The organism is Planomicrobium soli (assembly GCF_003014655.1).
Taxonomy (GTDB): Bacteria; Bacillota; Bacilli; order Bacillales_A; family Planococcaceae; genus Planococcus; species Planococcus soli_B.
In genome coordinates, this window is sequence record NZ_PYAT01000006.1 from 1 (window position 1) to 24,967 (window position 24,967).

Sequence of the window (24,967 nt, forward strand, 5' to 3'; positions counted from 1 at the left end):
ATCAAACTCTCCATTATAGAAGCTTGATTGCTCATGCTGGCGCTCGCCGCCCCGAAGGACGCGCGAATCGCTTGATCTGCCGAAGCTGATCAGTAAATGTTTGCTCCGATTGCCCAAAGGGCAACCGTCGCAGAAATTTTATTGCCGCGTTCGGAACGCGTCAATAAACGTTTGTTGACGTTTTGCTGTTCAGTTTTCAAGGTTCATGTTTGGCGTTTTCTTAAGTGACAACTTTATTAGTATACCTTTTTCTGCAACTTCCTGTCAACCACAAATTTCAATTCTTCATGATTTCCATACCGTTGTTTTGTTGGCAACTTTATTAGTATATATCGTTCCTATGTCTCTGTCAACTACATTTTTTCTTGCAATAGCCAGTCATTTTAGGGACGGATAATAATATAACAAGAATTTTAACGAAAGTCAATAGGTTTGATAAGAATATCTTTTGAAAGTGTTAAGAGCAACTCTACTACAAGAACCGTCTCTAAAAGATTACTTTCATATAGTAGAATAATCTCTATAAGTCCCCTAAAAATAAAAAACCTCGCTCAACTTCAAGCGAGGTTTTAAACTTATTCTTCGGTTTCAGGATCTTCTTCTACATGATCTACAGTTTCATTAGCGACAATTTCATCTTCTTCGTAAACATCTGCTTCTGCACTTTCTTCAATCAGCGTGTCTTCGATAGCTTCATCAGCTTCTAATGTTTCATCTGGAAGATCAAGATCTTTTTTCACTTTAGCAACGGTTGCAACGACTTCATCTTCTCCCAGCTTAATCAGGCGAACACCTTGCGTGCTTCTTCCGGTTGTAGAAATGTCGTTTACATCCATGCGAATTAAAATACCATTTACGGTAATGAGCATGATATCCTCAGTGCCGCTCACTGTCCGCACCGCGACAAGCGGACCGTTCTTGTCAGTAATTTGGCAAGTTTTAATTCCCATACCGCCTCTTGTTTGGACTCGGTATTCCGATTCTTTCGTCTGTTTCCCGTAACCTTTTTCCGTAATGACCAACACATTATCTGCCGGATCTAAAATTTCCATACCCACCACTTGGTCGCCTTCACGTAAGCGAATGCCCCGGACCCCGCTTGCTGTTCGGCCCATCTCGCGAATATCGGTTTCAGGGAAACGGATCAACGCTCCGTCTCTTGTTCCAATGACCATTTCCTTCGTGCCGTCTGTTAGCTTAACAGAGATCAGTTCGTCTTCTTCCCTCAAACTAATGGCAATCAATCCGTTCTGCCGGATGTTGGCGTAGCTTGCAAGAGGAGTACGCTTGCTGACGCCTTCGCGTGTAGTAAAGAAGAAGAATGCGTCTTCCTTGAACTCTTTCACGCGAATCACAGCGGTCACTTTTTCATCTTTCCCGATTTCTAGCAAGTTGACTAAAGGCAAACCTTTGGCAGTCCGTCCGTACTCAGGAATATGATAACCCTTTTTGCGATAGACTTTTCCTTTGTTCGTAAAGAACAGAATCGTATCATGGGTAGACGTATATAACAGGTGTTCAACAAAATCATCTTCGTTCGTGCCCATTCCTTGTACACCGCGTCCACCGCGATTTTGGCTGCGGAAAGTGTTGGCTGGCATTCTCTTGATATAGCCGTTGTGAGTCAACGTCAATACGGAAGCTTCCCGCGGAATCAAATCTTCATCTTCGAACATTTCTGTTCCGCCAGTTGTGATTTCCGTTCTGCGGTCGTCACTAAAGCGCTCTTTGATTTCCGTTAATTCTTCGCGGATAATCTCGACGATTCGATACTCGTTCGCCAAAATTTCACGAAGCTCTTCAATAGTTTTCACCAATCCTTGGTATTCTTCTTCAATCTTATCGCGCTCTAAGCCTGTTAAGCGTTGAAGGCGCATATCCAAGATTGCTTGTGATTGGCGTTCAGATAAGTTGAAATTGCTCATTAAGCCGTTGCGCGCTTCTTCAGTTGTTTGAGAACCGCGGATCAAAGCAATAATGGCATCAATATGATCGAGTGCAATTCGTAATCCTTCTAAGATATGCGCACGGTCTTCAGCTTTTGTTAGATCGAACTGTGTCCGACGACGGATTACCACTTTTTGATGTTCTAAATAATGGAATAGAACTTCTTTCAAGCCTAAAACTTTTGGATGCCCGTCCACAAGCGCCAACATGTTAATGCCAAAGCTTGTTTGCAAAGCTGTTTGCTTGTATAAATTATTCAACAAGACATTTGCACTGGCATCTCTTCTTACTTCGATGACAATTCGCATACCGTTGCGGTCAGACTCATCACGCAGATCGGTAATGCCATCAATTTTCTTATCGCGAACCAGTTCCGCAATTTTTTCAATCAACCGCGCCTTGTTTACTTGGTAAGGAAGTTCATTAACAATAATAACTTCTTTGCCGTTCGGTTTTGTCTCAATTTCAGCTACTGAACGGACCATAATCGATCCTTTTCCAGTTTCATAAGCACGACGGATACCGCTCCGGCCTAAAATGATCCCGCCTGTCGGGAAATCTGGGCCTGAGATAAATTCCATCAGTTCTTCTGTTGTAATCGCCGGATTTTCAGCCAATGCCAAAACTCCGTCAATCGTTTCGCCAAGATGATGAGGAGGAATGTTCGTTGCCATCCCTACCGCAATACCAGATGTCCCATTAACCAATAAATTCGGGAAACGGCTAGGCAAAACAATCGGTTCTTTTTCTTGTCCATCGTAGTTTTCTTTATAATCGATTGTATTCTTATTGATATCTCGCAATATCTCCATGGAAATTTTCGACATTCTTGATTCGGTATAACGCATGGCAGCTGCAGCATCGCCATCTACCGATCCAAAATTTCCGTGGCCGTCAACAAGCATGTAGCGGTAACTGAAGTCTTGTGCCATCCGCACCATTGTTTCATAAACCGCGCTGTCGCCGTGGGGATGGTATTTACCAATAACGTCCCCAACAATACGCGCTGACTTTTTATAAGCTTTATCTGAAGTGATTCCTAGATCATGCATTGCATAAAGAATGCGCCGATGGACAGGTTTTAGCCCGTCCCGGACATCCGGCAACGCACGAGATACGATTACGCTCATTGCATAATCCAAAAACGACGTACGCATCTCTGTGCTGATATTTATTTCTTCTACTCCGCTGCTTGGCCTTTCCGCCATCTGTGCAGCCTCCTCTCAACTTATAATGTTTTAAACATCTAAGTTTTTAACATAACGTGCGTTTTCTTCAATGAAGTTGCGGCGTGGTTCAACATCGTCGCCCATTAGCATATGGAATGTTTCGTCTGCCGTCATAGCGTCCTCAAGGGTTACTTGGAGCAACGTACGAACGTCTGGATCCATTGTGGTATCCCATAGCTGGGTAGCGTTCATCTCGCCAAGCCCTTTATAACGTTGAATGTTCGGTTTCGGGTTACTTGATAATTTTCCAAGTGCATCTTTTAATTGAGCATCTGTGTAAACATATTCTACGTGCTTTCCTTGTTTGATCTGGAATAACGGCGGTTGAGCGATATAAATGTAGCCTGCCTCAATCAATGGGCGCATGTAGCGGAAAAAGAATGTTAGCAGCAGGGTACGGATGTGCGCTCCATCGACGTCCGCATCTGTCATGATAACCACTTTGTGATAACGGGCTTTTTCTAATGTGAATTCTTCACCAATTCCGGTTCCAAGTGCCGTAATGATCGCACGGATTTCGGCGTTTGAAAGAATTTTATCCAAACGGGCTTTTTCTACATTGAGGATTTTTCCGCGAAGCGGTAAAATCGCTTGGAAATGACGATCACGTCCTGATTTCGCTGAACCGCCTGCAGAATCACCCTCAACAATATAAATCTCACTGATTTTCGGATCACGTGAAGAACAATCCGCCAATTTCCCTGGCAAGCTTGAAACTTCCAGAACCGATTTCCGGCGAGTAAATTCACGGGCTTTTTTCGCAGCCATTCGCGCATGGGAAGCCATGATGCCTTTTTCCACGATTTTCCGTGATACTGATGGGTTTTCTAGAAGGAAACGCTCAAAACCTGCAGAAAACAAATTGTTTACAATGGTGCTGACTTCTGTGTTGCCAAGTTTTGTTTTAGTTTGCCCTTCAAATTGTGGATCCGGGTGTTTAACTGAAATAATGGCCGTTAATCCTTCACGAACATCATCACCGGTTAAATTCGCTTCCTGGTCTTTCAACATGCCATTTTTACGGCCATAATCGTTGATAACACGAGTTAAGGCAGTTTTAAAGCCGGATTCATGCGTTCCGCCTTCATGCGTATTGATGTTATTAGCGAATGAAAAGATATTTGCCGCATAGCCGCCATTATATTGCATAGCTACTTCGACAGAAATGCCTTCTTTTTCAGATTCTACGTAAATCGGCTCTTCATGAAGCGGATCTTTTGATTTATTCAAATGTTCAACGTAAGACTTGATCCCGCCCTCGTAATGATAAACATTTTCTTTTTCTTTACCTTCACGTTCGTCTTTTACGACAATTCTTAAACCACGGTTCAAATATGCCAGTTCGCGCAAGCGATGCGCCAAAATATCATATTCATAAACCGTTGTTTCCTGGAAAATTTCTCCATCTGCCTTAAATCGAATCGTTGTACCTGTTTGTTCAGATTCGCCGATAACGCGCAATTCCTCTACTACTGCACCGCGTTCAAATTTAATGTAATGCCTTTTTTGATCACGGTTAACGTAAACTTCCGTAACTTCCGATAAGGCATTTACTACGGATGCCCCTACGCCATGAAGCCCTCCGGATACTTTATATCCGCCGCCGCCAAATTTACCGCCGGCATGAAGAACCGTCATAATAACTTCTACAGCTGGGCGCCCCATTTTTTCCTGCATCCCGACTGGAATGCCTCGGCCGTTATCTTCTACTCGGATCCAGTCATCTTTTTCAATGGTTATTTTGATTTCATCGCAATAGCCGGCAAGCGCTTCGTCGATACTGTTATCAACAATTTCCCAAACCAAATGGTGAAGCCCTTTTGAACTTGTTGAACCGATGTACATTCCGGGTCTTTTACGAACAGCTTCCAGTCCTTCAAGAACTTGAATCTGGTTTGCGTCGTATGATTGCTGAAGATCTTTTTCTTCCATTGCCATTCCATTCACCTGCTCTTCCTCAAAACGTTTCTATTTCTTCTTGCTCGATTACAATCGTTGGTTTTTTCTCTTTTTTACAATGGCTTGAGTTTGATAAAGAAAAACGTAACCAAAATCAAGAGTGAAGATAACTGCTTTATCCTTATTTATAAGTATCAAGAGCCGCACAAAAGCAGCCGGCATTTTTTTCATAACGAATGACGGCGATAGTTTCGTCTATATGGATTCTATGCTTTACCTATTTGCACGAACAAAGGCCCTCACTCCTTGACAGTACCTTGAGATACTTCAAAAAGGCGTGCGCTTTGGATCGTCTCATGCTGAATTCCTTCAACACTAGTTGTCGTCACAAATGTCTGGACCGATCCTTTGATCGTATTCAACAAATGGGATTGGCGATAATCATCAAGTTCAGACAATACATCGTCTAAAAGTAAAACCGGCGCTTCTCCTACTTCTTGCTTGATCAGTTCAATTTCTGCGAGTTTTAATGACAAAGCGGTTGTCCGTTGCTGCCCTTGCGAACCGTAGGTCTGAACGTCATAGCCGTTGACAAAAAACTGCAATTCGTCCCGGTGAGGACCGACAAGTGTCAAACCACGCTCTAATTCCCGTTTTCGTACTTCAGCTAATTTCTGCTCTAAAAAAGACGCCATTTCTTTTGACGTCCACTCGGGCTGTAAACCGCTGATTGGTTGATAGCGGATTTGAAGTTGTTCCAGCCCTCGGGAAATTCCTTGATGGATAGGTTCAGCCCACTTTTGCAGAAGATCCATAAACTGATATCGTTTTCGAATGATTTTCACTGCAGCTTCTATAAATTGCTCTGTATAGACGTCAAACATCACGTCGTCTACTATTTTTTTTCCGTAATTTTGTTTCAATATATGATTTCGCTGCTTTAAAAGTTTTTGATACGTCAGTAAATCATGCAAATACAAAGGCGAAATTTGGCCAATTTCCATATCGATAAACCGCCGACGCACTTGCGGGCTCCCTTTAACCAAATTCAAATCTTCAGGAGCAAACATGACCACATTCAATTGGCCAATATAATCGCTGAGACGCCGTTGCTCCAAATGATTGACTTTTGCACTTTTCCCTTTTTTTGACAGCGTTATTTCAAGTGGCAGTTTCCCGTACTTACGGTAAACATCAGCCTTAATTTTACCATAGTCTGTTTCCCAACGTATCAATTCTTTGTCATTGGAGGCCCGATGAGATTTTGCCATAGATAAAACATATAAAGATTCCATAATGTTAGTTTTACCTTGAGCATTTTCACCAATAAAGACATTGATTTCGGGTGAAAATGCCAAATCAAGCGATTCGTAGTTTCTATAGTTTAATAACTCAAGACGGTCAATCCGCATTGAAGCTCATGCCTTCGGCAACAACAATAAGGAATTCACCGACCTCAGGAATGATTACTTTGTCTTCCGGGCGAAGCTTGCGGCCTCTACGATCTTCCAATTCACCATTAACAAAAACTTCATGTTCACTTAAAAACCATTTTGCCATACCGCCAGAGCTAATTGTGTCCGTCATTTTCAATAATTGACCAAGAGTAATAAATTCTGTTTCAATCCCAATTTCCTTCAAAATGCACTCATCCTTCAATTTGTAGTCTATCCCTTTATTTTACTCTATTTAAGCTAAAAAGTAAAAAGGATAGCCTATATGGCTATCCTGAGGGTGATGGTCGATTTTAATATGTTCGGACAGGAAGAATAAGTTGCAAGATAGAATCGTCCAACGCCGATTTTAAAATGAACGGACGCATCGCTCCTGTGAATTGAATAACGACGTCTTGCCCGTCAATCGCTTTTAGAGCATCCATCATAAATTTGGCGCTAAATGAAATTTTCAGTTCTTCACCTTCAATGCTTTGCGCTTGAAGCTGCTCTTCTACTTTTCCTACCTCTGGTGAATTTGAAGAAACTTCCACATCACTGCCTGAAGTAGCAGAAAAACGGACAACATTATTGCGTTCTTCGCGAGCGAGCAGCGATGCACGGTCAATTGCCTGCAAAAGTGAACGGCCGTTAACGGTTACTGTTGTTTTATGTTCAGAAGGAATCAATCGGGATGTGTCCGGATAGTTGCCTTCTAATAGACGGGAGAAAAATAGGATATGTTTTGATTTGAACAACACTTGCTGGTTCGTCATGACGATTTCCACAGCTTCAGAGTTGTCATCCAAAATTTTATTCAGCTCCGTTAAGCTCTTGCCAGGAATTACAACGCTGTATTCCCCTTCCGGCAATGTCTCAAGTTTTGTTTTGCGGCGAGCCAATCGGTGGCTATCTGTCGCTACGCAAACCAATTCCCCGTCTTTTACCTCCCAATGCACACCTGTCAGTACAGGACGAGTTTCAGAGCTTGAGACTGCAAAAACTGTTTCGCGAATAATCGTTTTTAACAGATCAGCTGGAATTGTAAACAAGCGATCGTCCTGAATATCCGGCAATTGTGGATAATCCATTGCATCTAAACCAATCAAATGGAATTCGGATTTACCAGAACGGATATGCGTTTGAAAATTCCCTGTAATTTCGATTTCAACTTCATTGGTCGGCAGTTTACGGATGATTTCTCCAAATACTTTTGCTTGAAGGACAATGCTTCCTCCTTCAATTACACGGATAATTTGTTTTCCATCCTCTTCAGCTGGAATAAATGTTTGAATCGTGATATCTGAGTCGCTTCCTGTTAAACGCATGCCTTCTGCTGATACGTCCATTTTGATCCCAGTCAAAATCGGAATCGTTGTTTTTGAACTGACAGCTTTCATTACATCATTCAAACCTTCGACTAATCGTTCGCGCATTATCTCAAATTTCATTATTGAACCTCGCTTATATATATATTTTATTTTAAGAACTTAAAAACAGTAATAGTAGTAGGGGCTGTGAATATGTGGATAACCCCTAAATTGACTAATAAAAGCAGCTTATCCACATGTAGATAAAGTGTGCATAAACTGCTTTGAAAAAATAGTGGTTATCCACAAGCCGTTACAGCTTGCTTAATGAATTTCGAATGTCTTTGACGTCTTGCTGGAGCTGATGGTTGTCTTTTAACATTTTTGAAATTTTTTCATGAGCATGGATTACGGTCGTATGATCACGTCCGCCGAATTCTTCGCCAATTTTAGGCAATGAAAAATCCGTCATTTCCCGCGATAAATACATGGCCACTTGGCGTGGATATGCGATATCCTTGGTCCGGCGTTTTGTTTTGAAGTCCTCCAATTTTACACGGAACTGCTCCCCAACAGCGTGCTGGATATCCAAAATCGTAATTACTTTTGGCTTCGAATTAGGCATGATGTCCTTTAGAGCTTCGGCAGCAAGTTCTGCGCTCATATCTCGATTGATTAGCGAAGAATAGGCAACCACACGAATCAACGCGCCTTCTAATTCACGAATGTTGGAATCGATGGAATTGGCAATGTACGTCATAACATCATTCGGGATATCCAAACCGTCCGCTTTCGCCTTTTTACGCAAAATGGCAATCCGCGTTTCCAAGTCCGGTGGTGTAATATCCGTAATTAAACCCCACTCAAAGCGGGATCTTAAACGATCTTCCAGTGTAGGAATCTCTTTTGGCGGCCGGTCGCTTGAAATAATAATCTGCTTGGATTCTTCATGCAGCGTATTAAACGTATGGAAAAATTCCTCTTGCGTTTGTTCTTTTCCAGCCAAAAATTGAATATCATCGATCAACAAAATGTCGACGCTGCGGTATTTATTGCGAAAGTCAACGGTTTGGTTATCACGGATCGAGTTAATAAATTCGTTAGTGAACTTTTCCGATGATAAATAAACCACTTTAGCATCCGGATTGTGTTCAAGGACATAATGTCCGATTGCATGCATTAAATGTGTCTTACCTAATCCTACCCCACCATAGATAAACAGCGGATTATATGCTTTTGCCGGAGCTTCGGCCACAGCAAGCGAAGCAGCGTGGGCAAAACGGTTGCCGGATCCGATAACAAACGTATCAAACGTATATTTCGGGTTCAGCATTCCTGGCAAAAACTCCTGATGCTCATCTTGTCCTGGCTTGATACGAGGGGCTGGAAGTTGAAAATCGTCCATATCTTGATCTTTGGGCACAACAAATTTTATCCGCAGATCGTCACCGGTCGAATCTGAAAGAATTCCAGTAATTAAATGCACGTAATGGTTTTCCAACCAATCACGTGCAAATGAATTAGGAGCTGAAATTGTAACTGTATCGCCTTTGTAAGATAAAAGTTTTGTTGACTTTAACCAGGTTTCAAAACTTGGTTTGGAGATTTTAGTTTCAACTTCTGCTAAGACACTCGACCATAGTTCGTCTAAGTGTTCCAATAGCTCTTCTCCTTTATATGTAAATATTTTTTAAGTATACCATACACAAAACCACAGCTTGTGGATAACATTTGTAAACAGTCTTGGGAATAACTGTCCACACCTTATGCACATATTGTGGATAAGTTATTTGGGGATAAAATTATGCACAAGTGAAAACAAGTCTATGTTATCAAAAATTCCGAGACATTACAAGCAGTTCTTAAACTTATCCACATTCCGGGAATTGCGCACACTGAGACTGTCCACAGGGGGTTTGTATGTGACAAACTTGTAGATAAGAGGTGTGGATAATTTTTTCTCGGCAAAAAAGCTCAACAAATCAAAAACAAAATTTCTGGAAGGATTGTGGATAACTAGGTGGTCAAGAAAAAGAGAAGGATCAGGAAGAGCTGTAATAAGATATTGACATTCACTGCTTGTCCCCTATATAATAGTCGAGACTGTCTTTTAGAAATAGTTAACTCATATATTAGGAGGTGTCATATATGACATTGCGCACATACCAACCAAATAAACGTAAGCACAGCAAAGTACACGGCTTCAGAGCACGTATGAGCACTAAAAACGGACGCAGAGTTCTAGCAGCACGCCGTCGTAAAGGAAGAAAAGTATTATCAGCTTAAGTCCACTGACCGCATCAGTGGTCTTTTTTTCTTTTCTGCTGCATTTCAGCGAAAATGAATCAAAAATAAGCAGGTGAAGAAATGAACAAAAGCCAACGGATTAAAAAGAATAAAGAATTTCAGACCGTCTTCAAAAAAGGAAAGTCTTTTGCCAACCGGCAGTTTATCGTATATGTCTTGAAAAGCGATCAGCCAGAGTTCCGGATCGGCTTGTCCGTCAGCAAAAAAGTAGGAAACGCAGTTACGCGAAATCGCATTAAACGGTACATACGGCAAATTTTTCTGGAACTTGGACAGGATTTGCTTCCGAATGCAGATTACGTTATTATCGCCCGGCAACAGGCGGCCAACTTGGATTTCCATGAAAGCAAGAAAAGTTTAGAGCACGTATTAAAAATTGCGCGTGCTTTGCCAAAGAAGTAGCAAGCATTAAAGAGAGAGTGTTAGTATAGAAGTAACTGAAAAGAAGTTTGGGGGAAGAAGGTTGAATAAGCGATTATTATTGCTCGTTTCATTAGCAGCAGTAGCATTGTTGCTGAGCGGCTGTACCGAATACAACCAGCCGATCAGTGAATCAAGTGAAGGATTCTGGAATGAATTTATCGTTTGGCCGCTTGTGGCTACGATTACGTACTTTAAAGAGCTTCTTGGCACATATGGTTTTGCAATTATCGCTGTAACGATCGTTATTCGTTTAGTATTGCTGCCATTAATGATCAAGCAGGCCCGCAGTTCAAAAAGCATGCAACAAGCTCAACCCGCTCTAAAGGCGTTAAAAGAAAAGTATCCATCCAAAGATGCAGTAACTCAGCAGAAATACCAACAGGAAATGATGGCCCTTTTTAAAGAAAAAGGCGTCAATCCGATGGCCGGATGTCTACCAGTATTGATTCAAATGCCGATTTTGATCGGTTTCTATCATGCAATCAGCCGGATGAACAATACGCCTTCAATTGACCTTGGTTCATTTCTTATTTTCCCGCTTGCTGAAGCAAGCATCATCTTGGCAATTATTGCCGGTATTATGCAATTTATCGTTTTGTATACAGGTCCGGCAATGGACAATCCGCAAATGAAAGTTATGATGTATTTCATGCCAATTATGATTATTGGTTTTGGTGTAGTTTTGCCAGCAGCACTCACGCTTTACTGGGTAGTAGGAAATATTGTTTCTCTCTTACAGAATTTGGCAATTTACCGTCCGTGGGAGAAGAAAGAAGTAGTAACAGCAGAACCAGTACAAAAACAACCTGTAAGAAAACAGCCTGTACAAGTAAAATCAGGGAAACCTGTTAAAACAAAAGCAGGAGGGGTTAAAAAGTGAAACAGATCACGCAAACGGGTACAACTGTTGAAAGCGCGATATCTGCAGCATTAGAAAAACTCCAAGTTACACGAGAAGAAGTAACCGTAAATGTGATTCAAACAGAAAAAAAAGGCTTTTTCGGATTTGGTTCAAAAGAAGCTGAAGTAGAAGTAACGGTAAATTTTCAAGAAGAGCCTCAAGCTGTTGAAAAACAGCCAGAAATGGCGGTAAGTTCTGCTGAAACACAAACTGTACAAGATTCAATAGAAGATGCGCCTGCCGATACTAGAGAAAAGGCCATTCAAGAGACAAAAGACTATATCCAGTCGATTGCCCAGGGCATGAAAATCAATGATTTGAAAGTTACTCATCAACAAAAAGGCAAAAACGTCAGCTTGTATTTGGAAAGCGAAAAAGTGGCCATGCTGATCGGCAAACGGGGGCAAACCTTAAATTCCCTTCAACAATTGGCTCAATTAATAGCGAACAAATACTCTAGTCAGTTTATAATAATTGAATTGGATGCCGAAAATTATCGGGAGCGCCGGCAAGAAACGTTGGAACAGCTGGCTGACCGAATGGCAGACAAAGCTATCCGGACTGGCGGCCGAGTGCAGTTTGAACCGATGCCCTCGTATGAACGGAAAGTGATTCATCAAGCTTTGTCTCGGCGGCTCGATATTGAAACGTATTCAGAAGGAAAAGATCCGAATCGTTACCTCGTTATCGAACCGTTAAAATAATGAAAAAAGCGACTTGCGCAAAGCGCAGGTCTTTTTTTTATGGGATTCAAAAAAAAGTCACAAGAAACGAATTTGTTTGTCTTTCGGTTTTTCCACATTTATGCTAATGTAATACGTTAGAAAGCCACGGGCATTTATCAGTTGTCCACATGTGGACAACTTTTATCAAGGAGGAAACATCATGGAATTCGATACAATTGCTGCGATATCCACACCAAGCGGTGAAGGTGCCATAGCAATCGTCCGTTTGAGCGGTCCACAGGCGATCGGGATTGCGGACAAAGTATTTCGTGCGCCAAGCGGGAAGAATTTAGCTTCTCAAGCAACGCACACGATTCATTATGGACATTTGCAGGATCCGTGGACGGAGGAAGTAGTAGAGGAAGTAATGGTGTCGTTTATGAAAGCTCCAAAGACTTTTACACGTGAAGACGTGATTGAAATAAATTGTCACGGAGGGATTGTGTCCGTAAACCGTGTGCTTTCACTTGTGCTGCGTGCCGGTGCAAGACTTGCAGAGCCAGGAGAATTTACGAAACGGGCATTTTTGAATGGCCGTATTGATTTGTCCCAAGCAGAAGCGGTCATGGATTTGATCCGTGCCAAAACTGACCGGGCGATGGATGTCGCACTTGGCCAAATGGAAGGCCGGTTATCAAAATTGATTGGTACGCTGCGCCAAGCTTTGTTAGAGTCGATTGCGCAGATGGAAGTAAACATTGATTACCCCGAATATGATGATGTGGAAGAAATGACGCGCCCCATTATGCTCGAAAAATCAATGTGGGTGCGTTCTGAAATCGAACGGCTGCTCCAGACGTCTTCTCAAGGAAAAATTTTAAGAGAAGGGCTTTCAACGGTTATCATTGGGCGGCCAAATGTCGGAAAATCTTCTCTATTAAATAGTTTAGTACAAGAAAATAAAGCTATTGTTACAGAAATAGCGGGAACGACCCGTGATATAATAGAAGAATACGTCAATGTCCGTGGTGTGCCGCTGCGTTTAGTGGATACTGCCGGAATCCGTGAAACAGAAGATATTGTTGAACGGATTGGGGTTGAACGTTCACGAAAAGTGTTAAAAGAAGCGGATTTAATCCTCTACGTACTAAATTATTCTGAAGCGCTGACAGCAGAAGACGAGCTGTTATTCCAGGCGGTTCAGGATATGAATTATATTGTGGTCATCAATAAAACCGATTTGCCAAAGCAGATCGATCTTGATCAAGTAAAAAAACTGGCCGGAAACAAACGGCTTGTTACCACTTCTTTGATCGAAGAAGAAGGCATTGACCAGCTTGAAGAGTCGATTGCCGAATTGTTTTTTGAAGGGGAAATCGAAGCAGGGGATATGACGTACGTTTCAAACGCACGTCACATCTCACTCCTGCACCAAGCGCACCAAACCATCTCTGATGCGATAGAAGCAGCGGAAATGGATGTGCCGGTCGATATGATTCAAATAGATGTTACTCGAACATGGGAAATACTTGGCGAAATCATCGGAGATACCGCTGATGATGGTTTATTGAACCAATTATTTTCTCAGTTCTGCCTAGGGAAATAAAACTCGAAGGGAATGAACGAACATGCCACAATACGAAGCAGGCACGTTCGATGTCATCGTTATAGGCGCTGGACATGCTGGAGTAGAAGCTGCTCTAGCCTCAGCGCGAATGGGCGCAAAAACACTCGTTTTAACGATGAATCTGGATATGATTGCATTTATGCCTTGCAACCCGTCAGTGGGCGGACCAGCAAAAGGCATTGTAGTACGCGAAATTGACGCACTTGGCGGAGCCATGGGACGCGTTATCGATAAAACACATATTCAAATGAGAATGTTGAATACAGCAAAAGGGCCAGCAGTACGCGCACTTCGCGCTCAAGCTGATAAAGTGCTTTACCAGCAGGAAATGAAACGCCTGATGGAAGAACAGCCGAACTTAACACTTCATCAAGGGATCGCTGAAAAATTAGTCGTTGAAGAAGGTAAAGTTACCGGATTGCTTACTCAAGTCGGCGGAATTTACCGTGCGAAATCTGTTGTTATTACGACAGGAACGTTTCTTCGCGGCGAAATCATTATTGGCGACCTTCGCTATTCAAGCGGACCGAATAACCAGCAGCCATCCATTAAACTGGCTGAAAACTTAGAAGAGCTTGGTTTTGAAACAGTGCGTTTCAAAACTGGAACGCCACCGCGCGTCAATAGCAATTCAATTGATTACAGCAAAACCGAAATCCAGCCAGGTGATGATGAGCCACGTGCATTCAGCTTTGAAACAACAGAATTCATCATGGACCAGTTGCCATGCTGGCTGACGTACACGAACGAAAAAACGCATCAAATTATCGATGATAACTTGCACTTGTCGCCGATGTATTCAGGCATGATCAAAGGAACAGGACCACGCTACTGCCCTTCAATCGAAGATAAAGTAGTGCGCTTCAATGACAAGCCGCGCCACCAGATTTTCCTGGAGCCAGAAGGCCGTAATACGCGTGAGGTTTACGTACAAGGCCTTTCAACCAGCCTTCCGGAACACGTACAGCGCCAATTGCTGGAATCGATTCCAGGGCTTGAGAAGGCAGAAATGATGCGTGCAGGCTATGCAATTGAATATGATGCAATTGTTCCTACGCAATTATGGCCGACACTTGAGTCAAAACAAGTTGAAAATCTTTACACAGCGGGCCAAATTAACGGAACTTCCGGTTACGAGGAAGCTGCAGGGCAAGGCTTGATGGCGGGAATCAATGCAGCAGCAAAAGTACTGGGCAAAGAAGAAGTAATTCTGAGCCGTTCGGATGCTTATATAGGTGTACTGATCGATGATTTGGTAACGAAAGGGACAAATGAGCCTTACCGCTTGTTGACGTCCCGCGCCGAATACCGCTTGTTGCTGCGCCATGATAATGCAGACATGCGTTTAACAGAAGTCGGTTATAACATTGGCATGATCAATGAAGACCGCTATGCACGATTTATTGCTAAAAAAGAGCGCATTGAAAGTGAAATCAAACGCTTAAGAGGCGTTATGATCAAACCGAATGAAACTGTTCAGCAATTGATCAAAGATGCTGGAGGCAGCGAATTGAAAGATGGCATTCGAGGAGCGGATCTGTTGAAACGTCCGGAAATGACTTATGATATGATTGCGCAACTAACGGCATCGGAAGTAGAACTTGAAGATGAAGTAAAAGAGCAAGTGGAAATTCAAATCAAATACGAGGGATATATTGAAAAATCCCTTCAGCAAGTTGAAAAACTCAAGAAGATGGAAAACAAAAAGATTCCTGAAAACATTGATTACCATGCAATTTCAGGGTTAGCGACAGAAGCGAAGGTAAAACTAGCAGAAGTTCGGCCGCTCTCCATCGCACAGGCTTCCCGGATCTCCGGCGTAAATCCTGCTGACATTTCCATCTTGTTGGTGTATATTGAACAAGGAAGAATCGCAAAGGTTATCTAAATAAGCAGCAAAACTTAATAAATGGGCTGGCATACACCAGCCCATTTTTACATAGAAAAGCAATTTCAAAATGTTCATGGTTTTAAAGAAGAAACTATAATGAAGAGGGAGGAAGAAGCGGTTGAACGAACAACAATTCAAAGACGCCCTCAGCGAAAAAGGAATTCAGTTAACGGAAAAGCAACTTGCTCAATTCCGTACTTACTATAAAGAATTGGTCGAATGGAACGAGAAAATGAACCTTACTGCTATAACGGATCAGCCATCTGTTTACTTAAAGCATTTTTATGATTCAATTACAGCAGCATTTTATTTAGACTTTACCAAACCGATGAAAGTATGCGACGTAGGGGCCGGGGCAGGGTTTCCAAGCATTCCATTGAAAATTTGTTTTCCAGAAATTGAAGTGACGATTGTAGATTCTTTAAACAAGCGTATACAATTTTTAACACATTTAAGCGGGAAATTGGAATTGTCCGGTGTTCATTTCGTCCATGCAAGAGCAGAAGATTTTGGGCAATCCGAGCATCGCGAAAATTATGACTTAGTGACAGCCCGTGCTGTAGCAAGGCTCTCTGTCCTTGCAGAACTTTGCGTGCCATTGGTGAAAAAGGGTGGCCTGTTTGCAGCCATGAAAGCAGCATCAGCTTCCGATGAACTTCAGGATGCAGAGAAAGCGTTACAGAAACTTGGCGTTAAAAAAGAAAGCATTCATTCTTTTACATTGCCGGTCGAAGAAAGCGAGCGTTACATCCAAGTTTTTAAGAAGTTTAAAGAAACACCAAAAAAATACCCGCGAAAGCCTGGAGTTCCAAATAAAACGCCAATAATTTGATGTTTTGTTAATTTGCTATCTTTTAATTCCTGCATGAATGTTTCACGTGGAACATTACATGAGCATATAAAATAAGTGAAAAGATTAGTTGTAAAGCTTTTAAAAGGGTGGTGCTTAAGTTGAAAAGTCCTTTTTCCCGTTTCTTTGGGGGCAGTGATAAAGAAGATGAAACAGAAAGTACAACTGAAATTGTGAAAGAACATACGGAAGAAGTTGTTAAACTGCCGATAGAAAAAATAACTGCAAACCAGTTTCAACCGCGAACTGTTTTCGATGAAGAGAAAATCGAAGAATTGGCTCGGACGATTCATATGCATGGGGTTATTCAACCGATTGTTGTCCGTTCATCGAACAAAGAAGGCTCTTATGAGATTATTGCAGGTGAACGCCGGTTTCGTGCAATGCGTTCTCTTGGTTGGGAGGAAGTCCCTGCTATTGTACGGGAATTAAGTGATAAAGAAACGGCTTCTATTGCCCTGATTGAAAACCTCCAGCGCGAAGAACTGACAGCTATTGAAGAAGCAACGGCTTATCAAAACTTGCTGGTAATTCATGAAATTACGCAAGAAGCGCTTGCACAGCGATTAGGAAAAGGTCAGTCGACTGTAGCCAATAAACTACGCTTGCTTAAATTACCGGAAGAAATTCAGAATGCCTTGTTGAACCGGACCATTACTGAACGGCATGCACGGGCGCTCCTGCAAATAAAAAACAATGAACTTCAAATGAAAGTATTTGCTGAAACGGTTGAACAAAATTTAAATGTTAAGCAGCTCGAAGAAAAAGTAGAAAAAGCACTTTCAACTGAAGAACCGAAAAAAACAAAACCAAAACGCAAAGCAGTTAGCCGTGATTTGAGAATAGCCATGAATACGATCAAAGAATCGCTCCATATGGTTGCGAGAAGTGGAATCGATGTGACAACTGAGGAAGAAGAACACGATGAATACTACCAAATCACTGTGAAAATACCAAAGAAAAAATAAGAAAAAGCTCTTTCCGTCACAGGAAAGAGCTTTTTTAATAGGAATGTAACTATAATAGAAGAAAAATTTTGATACAATAGACAATGGACACCATTAGAAATAGCAAAAATCCTGCTTCCGCAGTAAAATGATAGAAGTAAAAAAGAAAGTTGGTGCAAGTGTGGGTAGAACAATTGCGATCGCCAATCAAAAAGGCGGCGTAGGAAAAACAACATCTTCAGTGAACTTGAGTGCCTGCCTTGCTTATTTGGGCCAGAAAGTTCTCTTAATAGATATCGATCCCCAAGGGAATGCAACCAGTGGGGTAGGGGTTAATAAAGGCGACGTTAATCAATGCATTTATGAAGTATTGATTGATGATGTAGATATAAAAGATACTATTATGGAAACAAAAGTGGAAAATTTGCATGTCGTACCTGCTACAATTTCCTTGGCAGGAGCAGAAATTGAGCTAGTTTCCACAATTTCCCGGGAAGTACGCTTGAAAAATGCTCTATCAGAAGTAAAAGGCATGTACGATTATGTCATTATAGATTGTCCACCGTCTTTGGGTTTATTAACCATTAACTCGCTGACCGCAGCAGACGCCATCATTATTCCGGTTCAATGTGAATATTATGCGTTGGAAGGATTAAGCCAACTACTAAGCACCGTTCGATTGGTTCAAAAACACTTGAATCATGATTTGATGATAGACGGCGTACTATTGACAATGCTTGACGCACGAACAAATCTCGGCCTTCAAGTAATTGAAGAAGTAAAAAAATATTTTCAGGATAAAGTCTACCGGACAATTATTCCGCGGAATGTGCGGCTAAGTGAAGCACCAAGCCATGGGGAACCTATTATAATTTATGATCCAAAATCCAGAGGCGCAGAAGTTTACTTAGAATTGGCAAGGGAAGTGATTCGGAATGGCTAAAGGATTAGGAAAAGGCATCAACGCGTTGTTCCCTGGCGAATCATTGACTCAACAAACAGAAGCAGTTACGAAAATCGGCATTGGGCAATTGCGGGTAAACCCTTTCCAGCCCCGTAAGATATTTGACAATGCTGCTTTGCAGGAACTATCGGAATCGATTAAAGAGCACGGAATATTGCAGCCGATTGTTGTCCGCAAAAAAGGAAAACATTTTGAACTGGTAGTAGGGGAAAGACGGTTCCGTGCAGCCAAGCTGGCAAAATTGAAAGAAGTTCCTGCTATCATCAAAGATTTGAATGACCAGCAAATGATGGAACTTGCTATATTGGAAAATCTGCAACGAGAAGATTTGACTCCGATCGAAGAAGCGGAAGCTTATCAAAAGCTAATGGAAGCTTTGAATTTGACGCAAGAGCAGTTAGCATTCCGATTAGGAAAAAGCCGGCCGCATATAGCAAACCATGTTCGGCTACTGGCATTGCCTGAAAATGTTCGACAGTTGATTTCAGATAAAAAGTTATCAATGGGCCATGGCCGTACATTACTAGGATTACGCCATAAAAAACTTATTTCTGAAACGGCCGAAAAAGTCGTTAAAGACAATTTGAATGTCCGCCAATTGGAAACTCTTGTTCAACGATTAAATGAAGATGTTCCACGTGAAACAATTGAAAAGAAAAAAGACTTGTTTATAGAAGAAAAACAGTCAGAGTTAAGAGACCGTTTTGGAACAAATGTCCAAATTAAAAAGTCTAAAAATAAAGGGAAAATCGAAATTGAATTTTTCTCAGAAGAAGACTTAGAACGGATTCTTGAGTTGCTAAATTGACAACTGCCTATTTCCGCACTCCCGGGAAATAGGCTCTGTTTTTGAGAGAAAAGTGTAGACGCCTGCTTAATCCTACAAAATCTTGAATGATTTCGTAGAGCTAGGATTTAGAATCTGGACAGAAATCTCGAATAAAAGATAAAGAAAAGAGAAGTGTCTGAGGAAGGGGATAAATAATGATTCTCTTAGGGACTTTGATCAATGCAGTGCTTATTGTCGTAGGGACATTAATAGGAAGAGCCTTACGCAACATCCCTGAGAAGATACGGGAAACGGTCATGTACGCTATCGGATTAGCGGTAGCAGTTCTAGGATTACAAATGGGATTTGAAAGCGGGAATTTTGTAACAGTCATTATCAGTCTGGTTGTAGGGGCAGTTATTGGTGAGTTGGTCGATTTGGATAAGAAATTGAATGATTTTGGCCATTGGGTTGAACGTAAGCTCGCAGTAAAAGAAAGCAAAGGCAGCATTGCCCAAGGATTTATTACGGCAACGTTGATGTTTGTCATAGGGGCGATGGGAATTATTGGAGCGCTAGAAAGCGGCTTGAGCAATGAACATGGCGTTTTGATTTCCAAAGGCATCATCGATGGATTTATCTCCATTATCCTTGCTTCAACATTAGGCATTGGAGTATTGTTAGCGGCAGTTCCTGTTTTTGTTTATGAGGGGCTCATTGCGTTATTTGCAACCCAAATCAGCTTGATGATTCCAAATGCCGCATTGGACTTGTTCATAAAGGAAATGACCGCTACAGGCGGTGTCATGATTGTAGCTATCGGTTTAAATATGATGGGGATTACGAAAATACGGGTAGCGAATTTGCTGCCCAGTGTGTTAGTTGTAGGTTGCGTTGTCACGGTGATGTATCAATTCAACTTAATGTAAGGTGAGTTTGGGAAGGTGAAATAATGAGTACGAAGCAAGAAGATTTACAAACAGTAACAGCAGATATTGGGAAAATGACACAACAAACAAAAGAGATGCTACTCGATCAAAGCATGTGGTTTAGTGTCGGCTTAGTTGCAGTAAAAGTGGTGCTGATTACAATAGCAGCTGGAATTATTGTAAAGCTCTTAAAAGCGATTATCCGCAAAAGTTTTTCGGTCCGTATTAAAGGGCCATTAAAATATAACGAACGGCGACAGCAGACCTTATCAAAACTTTTGGAAAATGTTGTTGCTTACGTTATATACTTTATGGCCATAGTTGCAATTCTTTCAGCCTTTGAAATTAACGTAACCGGGTTGATTGCGGGAGCCGGGGTCCTAGGTTTAGCAATCGGTTTTGGTGCGCAGAACCTGGTGCGTGATATCATTACCGGATTCTTCATAATTTTTGAGGACCAGTTTTCGGTAGGAGATTTTGTCCGCATCGGCGCAGCGGAAGGTACAGTTGAAGAAATCGGTCTGCGCACCACAAAAGTAAAAGCCTATACGGGCGAACTGTTTATTTTTCCAAATGGAAATATAACCGATGTTGTCAATTTTTCGATCAATAACTCAATTGCGGTTGTTGATGTAAATGTTGCTTATAACGCAGATATTAATAAAGTAGAGGCGCTTATCCAGGAATTTCTGGGAACGCTGCAAGATAAGTATGAACAAATCATCAAGCCACCTGAATTTTTAGGCGTTCAAAGCTTGACGCCTACTGAAATGGTAGTCCGGGTAGTTGCAGAAACGTTGCCGATGCAGCATTTTGCAGTGGCACGCGGAATGAGGCGCGATCTAAAAGAGTTTTTGGATGAAAACGATGTAGAGGTACCACTTCCACATATGGTTATGATGCAGCGCCCAACAGAAAAAGCTAAATAATAAGAGTTGCTAGGCAGCGCGAAAAAGGAGACGGGCATATGGAAATGAAAGAGTTTGGCTTGAATGATATCGTAGAAATGAAAAAAGGCCATCCATGTGGCGCCAATGCCTGGAAAATCATCCGCATGGGAGCGGATATCCGGATTAAATGCGAAGGGTGCCAACATAGTGTAATGATTCCACGAATCGACTTTAATAAGAAAATGAAAAAAGTATTGGTGAAAGCCGAAACGGAATGAACAATGGACAATTGGCCATTTCCTTCCTATAATAGAGTGGTTGCGAAAAAAATTGTGTGATTGAGAAGAGAGGTCGTGAATCCTATGGCATTAACGGCAGGGATTGTAGGTTTACCAAACGTGGGGAAATCCACATTATTTAACGCCATTACTAAAGCGGGCGCTGAAGCAGCGAACTATCCGTTTTGTACAATAGATCCAAACGTCGGGATTGTAGAAGTTCCCGATGAGCGGTTAGACAAACTAACAGAATTGGTCGTTCCAAAAAAGACCATTCCTACAGCATTTGAATTTACTGATATTGCCGGGATTGTAAAAGGTGCCAGCAAAGGAGAGGGCTTAGGAAATAAATTCCTTTCCCATATCCGTGAAGTAGATGCAATTTGCCAAGTTGTCCGCTGTTTTGCGGATGAAAACGTTACACATGTATCCGGTAAAGTAGATCCGATTTCTGATATCGAAGTTATCAATTTGGAATTGATTTTAGCCGATATGGAAAGCATTGAAAAGCGCATTGCCCGTGCAGCCAAATTAGTTAAGCAAAAAGATAAAGATGCCGTTGCAGAAGAGCCGGTGTTAATGAAATTGCGCGAAGCATTTGAGGCAGGGCAGATGGCACGTTCAATCGACTTTACAGAAGACGAATTGCGCATCGCGAAGAACTTAAATCTTTTGACACTTAAACCGATGCTGTACGTGGCTAACGTGGCAGAAGACGAAATTGCTGACGCTGATGCTAATGAGTACGTTCAAACAGTACGTAAATATGCGGCTGAACAAAATTCAGAAGTTATCGTTGTTTGTGCTAAAATCGAAGAAGAAATGGCTGATTTGGAAGACGAGGAAAAAGAAATGTTCCTTGAAGAATTGGGCATCAAAGAATCTGGCTTGGACCAATTGATCAAAGCTTCTTATAGCTTGCTTGGCCTTGCTACTTACTTTACAGCAGGTGTGCAGGAAGTTCGGGCATGGACGTTCAAAAAAGGCATGAAAGCTCCGCAATGTGCTGGAATTATTCACTCCGATTTTGAACGTGGCTTTATCCGTGCTGAAACTGTGGCATACGAAGATCTTATAGAAACAGGATCGATGGCTGCTGCCAAAGAAGTTGGGAAAGTCCGTCAAGAAGGCAAAGAGTACATCGTTAAAGACGGCGATGTTATGTTATTCAGATTTAACGTTTAAAAGTAAGGGTATATGTTTTATCAAAAAGGAATGAAAGTAGCCTCTTTAGCTTTAGAACTATACTACAAAAGCTTTGAAATCGAGGCAAAATGTTTCTAAAAATGATAAAAATCGAGTAAAATAGTAAGAAAGCATAACCGGGTGCTCCACTGCATCCGGTTTTTTTATAGGAGGATTGAACATGAAGTTGTTTGTGTATGGCTCGTTGAAAAGAGGCGGGAAGTACCATTGTTATTTAGATGAAGCTACACTGATTGCAGAGCATGCTGTTGCAAAAGGTGTTTTATATGATTCAGGACTCGGCTATCCAGCAATTGTCCTGTCTGGTTCAGATGATATAATAGGGGAAATTTATGATATTCCGGATGAATTGTGGCCAGCTCTTGATGACCTGGAAGGATATACAGGAGGAGCAGAAACAGATCTTTTCGATAAATCAGTAACTGCAGTTGAAGTTGCAGGAGAAGAAGTTGAAGCGGTCATTTATGTGGCAAAAGATAAATCATTGTTGAACTCAATTATTTCAGATGGTGTCTGGGACGAATCGCAAACTTTATTCGTTTAAGCAAAAAAAGCGCTGATTACAAATCAGTGCTTTTTTCTATCGGGTATTTTTCGTAAATGTTCAAACGCGGAAAAACGGGGTCATCGAGCACCCAGGCGTCTTTGCGCTCTTTCAACAGTTCGCGGTACATCCAAAAGTCGCCGAGAGCGCCTGCGGCAAGCATGGCGCCGAGCAGGACCAATACTTGGTTCTCTAGCCAAAATCCCGCAAGCGTCGGCAGAATGGCAGTAGTCCAAAAAGGGAGAAGCAGCACTTTGCGCATGGCTTTGTTTTGGACCGGAGTGCTCGACGTAGCAAATGCGATGCCTAATTTTAGATCGACGCCATAGTTTAATGAAGAAATGGGGACTTTTCCAAACAGGACAAAACCAATTAAATGAAACAGTTCATGAAGAACAATCAAGACCAAATAGCCGATAATGAAAAAAGCGATGCCAGAAAAGGAGAAGCGAAAAGTTAACGGTTCGACAAACAAATGGTAAGCAGCAGCAAACAAAATTAGAAGCAACACATTGATCCAGAGAAATTTCGGCGCAATTTCTTCCATCTTTAATTCGATAATGCGATCGGGTGTCATAGATTCACTTCTTTCCTTATTTATAGAAAGTATAACGGAATAAGTTGCTGAAATGATAGTTGCGAGGGTTCTGTGTTTGTGCTACAATACATTGATGTGAGTAATATTATGAATTGCTTGCTCCTTGCCCGCTGGAATCAGCAGGGCCCAAGTCCATGAGGAGGTGACAACACGATGAGAGAGTATGAATTAATGTACATTATTCAGCCTGCAATCGAAGAGGAAGCGAAAAAAGCTCTAGTTGAGCGTTTTAACGATATCCTTACTTCTAACGGTGCTGAAATCATCGAGTCGAAAGAGTGGGGTAAACGTCGTTTAGCTTATGAAATCAACGATTTACGTGAAGGTTTCTACCAAATCGTAAAAGTTAACGCTGGTTCTGAAGCTATCAACGAATACACACGTCTTGCGAACATTAACGAAGACATTATTCGTCATATCGCTGTACGCAAAGACGCGTAAGCATATGAACCTGAACATAATTTTGACTTAAAGGGGGTTGAATTCTGATGATTAACCGAGTTGTTTTAGTCGGAAGACTGACAAAAGATCCTGATCTTCGTTACACTCCAAGCGGAGCGGCGGTTGCTCGTTTTACACTTGCTGTAAACCGGACATTCTCCAATGCGTCGGGTGAAAAAGAAACGGATTTCATCAATTGTACCGTTTGGCGCAAACAAGCTGAAAACACAGCGAACTTCTTGAAAAAAGGAAGCTTAGCTGGCGTAGAAGGCCGCATTCAAACTGGAAGCTACGAGGGACAAGATGGAAAACGTGTGTATACGACTGAAGTAGTGGCAGATAGCGTTCAATTCCTTGAACCAAGAAATTCTGGTGCTGGTGCAGATCGTTCACAAGGGCAGCCGTCCTATCAGCAGAACCAATCGCCAAGTCCGAGTCAACAAAACTATACGCGTGTAGATGAAGATCCATTCTCAAGCGGCAGCGGTCCGATCGAAGTATCGGATGACGATTTGCCGTTCTAAAAAGGACGACACTAACGCTTACTACCCATTCTATTATAAAGGAGGTAATTCGATATGGCACCACGTCGCGGAGGAAAGAAACGCAAAAAGGTTTGTTATTTCACTTCTAACAACATCACATACATCGACTACAAAGATACTGACTTGTTGAAGAAATTCATTTCTGAACGAGGAAAAATCTTGCCACGTCGTGTTACAGGCACTAGCGCTAAATGGCAACGTAAGTTGACAATCGCTATCAAACGCTCTCGTATCATGGCACTTCTACCGTTTGTTGCGGAAGAAAGATAAGATCAAACACAAGAAGGCCGGGAAACCGGTCTTCTTTTTTATTCGCATTTTTCAGGGAAAGGGCGCTTGCTGCTCATCGGCTTTTTTGTTCACGTTCCTTAATC

At 41.9% G+C, this 24,967-nt stretch carries 25 protein-coding genes; 18 read left to right on the forward strand and 7 right to left on the reverse strand.

Translation table 11 applies throughout. From position 1 onward, the window contains the following. Positions 1-575: 575 nt before the first annotated feature. From gyrA to dnaA, 6 genes are all read right to left on the reverse strand, one after another. Positions 576-3,155 (reverse strand): DNA gyrase subunit A, encoded by a 2,580-nt coding sequence (gene gyrA / locus B0H99_RS08920; RefSeq protein ID WP_106533318.1) that lies wholly within the window; start codon positions 3,153-3,155, stop codon positions 576-578. Between the two features lie 30 nt (positions 3,156-3,185). Next, positions 3,186-5,114 carry a DNA topoisomerase (ATP-hydrolyzing) subunit B gene (gene gyrB, locus B0H99_RS08925; RefSeq protein WP_106533319.1) on the reverse strand — a complete coding sequence of 643 codons (1,929 nt, stop codon included), beginning with the start codon at positions 5,112-5,114 and terminating at the stop codon, positions 3,186-3,188. 260 nt (positions 5,115-5,374) lie between these two features. After that, positions 5,375-6,487, reverse strand: coding sequence for a DNA replication/repair protein RecF (gene recF, locus B0H99_RS08930; protein ID WP_106533320.1), 1,113 nt, complete (start codon positions 6,485-6,487; stop codon positions 5,375-5,377). Further along, positions 6,477-6,716 (reverse strand): S4 domain-containing protein YaaA, encoded by a 240-nt coding sequence (gene yaaA, locus B0H99_RS08935; protein ID WP_106533321.1) that lies wholly within the window; start codon positions 6,714-6,716, stop codon positions 6,477-6,479. Before yaaA ends, recF begins: the two co-directional genes overlap by 11 nt. Before the next feature lie 106 nt (positions 6,717-6,822). Next, positions 6,823-7,959, reverse strand: a complete 1,137-nt coding sequence (gene dnaN, locus B0H99_RS08940) for a DNA polymerase III subunit beta (RefSeq protein WP_106533322.1) — start codon at positions 7,957-7,959, stop codon at positions 6,823-6,825. Positions 7,960-8,131: 172 nt separating this feature from the next. Next, positions 8,132-9,478 (reverse strand): chromosomal replication initiator protein DnaA, encoded by a 1,347-nt coding sequence (dnaA, locus tag B0H99_RS08945; protein ID WP_106533323.1) that lies wholly within the window; start codon positions 9,476-9,478, stop codon positions 8,132-8,134. A 488-nt stretch (positions 9,479-9,966) separates the two neighbouring features. Between dnaA and rpmH the strand changes: the two genes are divergently transcribed. The 15 genes from rpmH (at position 9,967) to B0H99_RS09020 (ending at position 23,009) form a co-directional block, all read left to right on the forward strand. Continuing rightward, the gene (rpmH, locus tag B0H99_RS08950) at positions 9,967-10,104 is read left to right on the forward strand and encodes a 50S ribosomal protein L34 (RefSeq protein ID WP_106533324.1); all 138 of its coding nucleotides are present in this window, start codon (positions 9,967-9,969) and stop codon (positions 10,102-10,104) included. 81 nt (positions 10,105-10,185) lie between these two features. Next, a complete protein-coding gene (rnpA, locus tag B0H99_RS08955; protein WP_106533325.1) occupies positions 10,186-10,527 on the forward strand; it encodes a ribonuclease P protein component in 342 nt (113 codons plus the stop codon). 61 nt (positions 10,528-10,588) lie between these two features. Then, complete coding sequence (yidC, locus tag B0H99_RS08960) at positions 10,589-11,428, forward strand: membrane protein insertase YidC (RefSeq protein WP_106533326.1); 840 nt, start codon at positions 10,589-10,591, stop codon at positions 11,426-11,428. After that, positions 11,425-12,153, forward strand: coding sequence for an RNA-binding cell elongation regulator Jag/EloR (gene jag / locus B0H99_RS08965; RefSeq protein ID WP_106533327.1), 729 nt, complete (start codon positions 11,425-11,427; stop codon positions 12,151-12,153). Before yidC ends, jag begins: the two co-directional genes overlap by 4 nt. A gap of 181 nt (positions 12,154-12,334) precedes the next feature. Beyond that, on the forward strand, positions 12,335-13,720 hold the full coding sequence (mnmE, locus tag B0H99_RS08970; RefSeq protein WP_106533328.1) for a tRNA uridine-5-carboxymethylaminomethyl(34) synthesis GTPase MnmE: 1,386 nt from the start codon (positions 12,335-12,337) through the stop codon (positions 13,718-13,720). 22 nt (positions 13,721-13,742) lie between these two features. Beyond that, complete coding sequence (gene mnmG / locus B0H99_RS08975; RefSeq protein ID WP_106533329.1) at positions 13,743-15,629, forward strand: tRNA uridine-5-carboxymethylaminomethyl(34) synthesis enzyme MnmG; 1,887 nt, start codon at positions 13,743-13,745, stop codon at positions 15,627-15,629. 121 nt (positions 15,630-15,750) lie between these two features. Further along, positions 15,751-16,464 (forward strand): 16S rRNA (guanine(527)-N(7))-methyltransferase RsmG, encoded by a 714-nt coding sequence (rsmG, locus tag B0H99_RS08980; RefSeq protein WP_106533330.1) that lies wholly within the window; start codon positions 15,751-15,753, stop codon positions 16,462-16,464. Between the two features lie 119 nt (positions 16,465-16,583). Further along, complete coding sequence (gene noc / locus B0H99_RS08985; protein ID WP_106533331.1) at positions 16,584-17,450, forward strand: nucleoid occlusion protein; 867 nt, start codon at positions 16,584-16,586, stop codon at positions 17,448-17,450. Positions 17,451-17,610: 160 nt separating this feature from the next. Next, a complete protein-coding gene (locus tag B0H99_RS08990) occupies positions 17,611-18,372 on the forward strand; it encodes a ParA family protein (RefSeq protein WP_106533547.1) in 762 nt (253 codons plus the stop codon). Continuing rightward, complete coding sequence (locus B0H99_RS08995; protein WP_106533332.1) at positions 18,365-19,201, forward strand: ParB/RepB/Spo0J family partition protein; 837 nt, start codon at positions 18,365-18,367, stop codon at positions 19,199-19,201. The genes B0H99_RS08990 and B0H99_RS08995 overlap by 8 nt, the downstream gene beginning before the upstream one ends. 176 nt (positions 19,202-19,377) lie before the next feature. Beyond that, entirely contained in the window at positions 19,378-20,091 is a 714-nt protein-coding gene (locus tag B0H99_RS09000) for a DUF554 domain-containing protein (protein ID WP_106533333.1), read from the forward strand. 23 nt (positions 20,092-20,114) lie between these two features. Continuing rightward, positions 20,115-21,020, forward strand: coding sequence for a mechanosensitive ion channel family protein (locus B0H99_RS09005; RefSeq protein WP_106533334.1), 906 nt, complete (start codon positions 20,115-20,117; stop codon positions 21,018-21,020). 38 nt (positions 21,021-21,058) lie between these two features. Further along, positions 21,059-21,259: a DUF951 domain-containing protein gene (locus B0H99_RS09010; protein WP_106533335.1), complete on the forward strand. Its 201-nt coding sequence runs from the start codon at positions 21,059-21,061 to the stop codon at positions 21,257-21,259. A gap of 84 nt (positions 21,260-21,343) precedes the next feature. Beyond that, positions 21,344-22,444 carry a redox-regulated ATPase YchF gene (gene ychF, locus B0H99_RS09015; RefSeq protein WP_106533336.1) on the forward strand — a complete coding sequence of 367 codons (1,101 nt, stop codon included), beginning with the start codon at positions 21,344-21,346 and terminating at the stop codon, positions 22,442-22,444. A 181-nt stretch (positions 22,445-22,625) separates the two neighbouring features. Then, positions 22,626-23,009, forward strand: coding sequence for a gamma-glutamylcyclotransferase family protein (locus B0H99_RS09020; protein ID WP_106533337.1), 384 nt, complete (start codon positions 22,626-22,628; stop codon positions 23,007-23,009). A 16-nt stretch (positions 23,010-23,025) separates the two neighbouring features. Here B0H99_RS09020 and B0H99_RS09025 read toward each other — a convergent pair whose 3' ends face one another. Continuing rightward, positions 23,026-23,586 (reverse strand): DUF3267 domain-containing protein, encoded by a 561-nt coding sequence (locus B0H99_RS09025; RefSeq protein ID WP_106533338.1) that lies wholly within the window; start codon positions 23,584-23,586, stop codon positions 23,026-23,028. Between the two features lie 174 nt (positions 23,587-23,760). Here B0H99_RS09025 and rpsF point away from each other — a divergent pair, with 174 nt between their 5' ends. The 3 genes from rpsF to rpsR are packed head-to-tail and all read left to right on the forward strand — an operon-like array spanning position 23,761 to position 24,863. After that, entirely contained in the window at positions 23,761-24,048 is a 288-nt protein-coding gene (rpsF, locus tag B0H99_RS09030; RefSeq protein WP_106533339.1) for a 30S ribosomal protein S6, read from the forward strand. A gap of 47 nt (positions 24,049-24,095) precedes the next feature. After that, a complete protein-coding gene (gene ssb / locus B0H99_RS09035) occupies positions 24,096-24,572 on the forward strand; it encodes a single-stranded DNA-binding protein (protein WP_106533340.1) in 477 nt (158 codons plus the stop codon). Positions 24,573-24,626: 54 nt separating this feature from the next. After that, on the forward strand, positions 24,627-24,863 hold the full coding sequence (rpsR, locus tag B0H99_RS09040) for a 30S ribosomal protein S18 (protein ID WP_106533341.1): 237 nt from the start codon (positions 24,627-24,629) through the stop codon (positions 24,861-24,863). Positions 24,864-24,967: the final 104 nt, after the last annotated feature.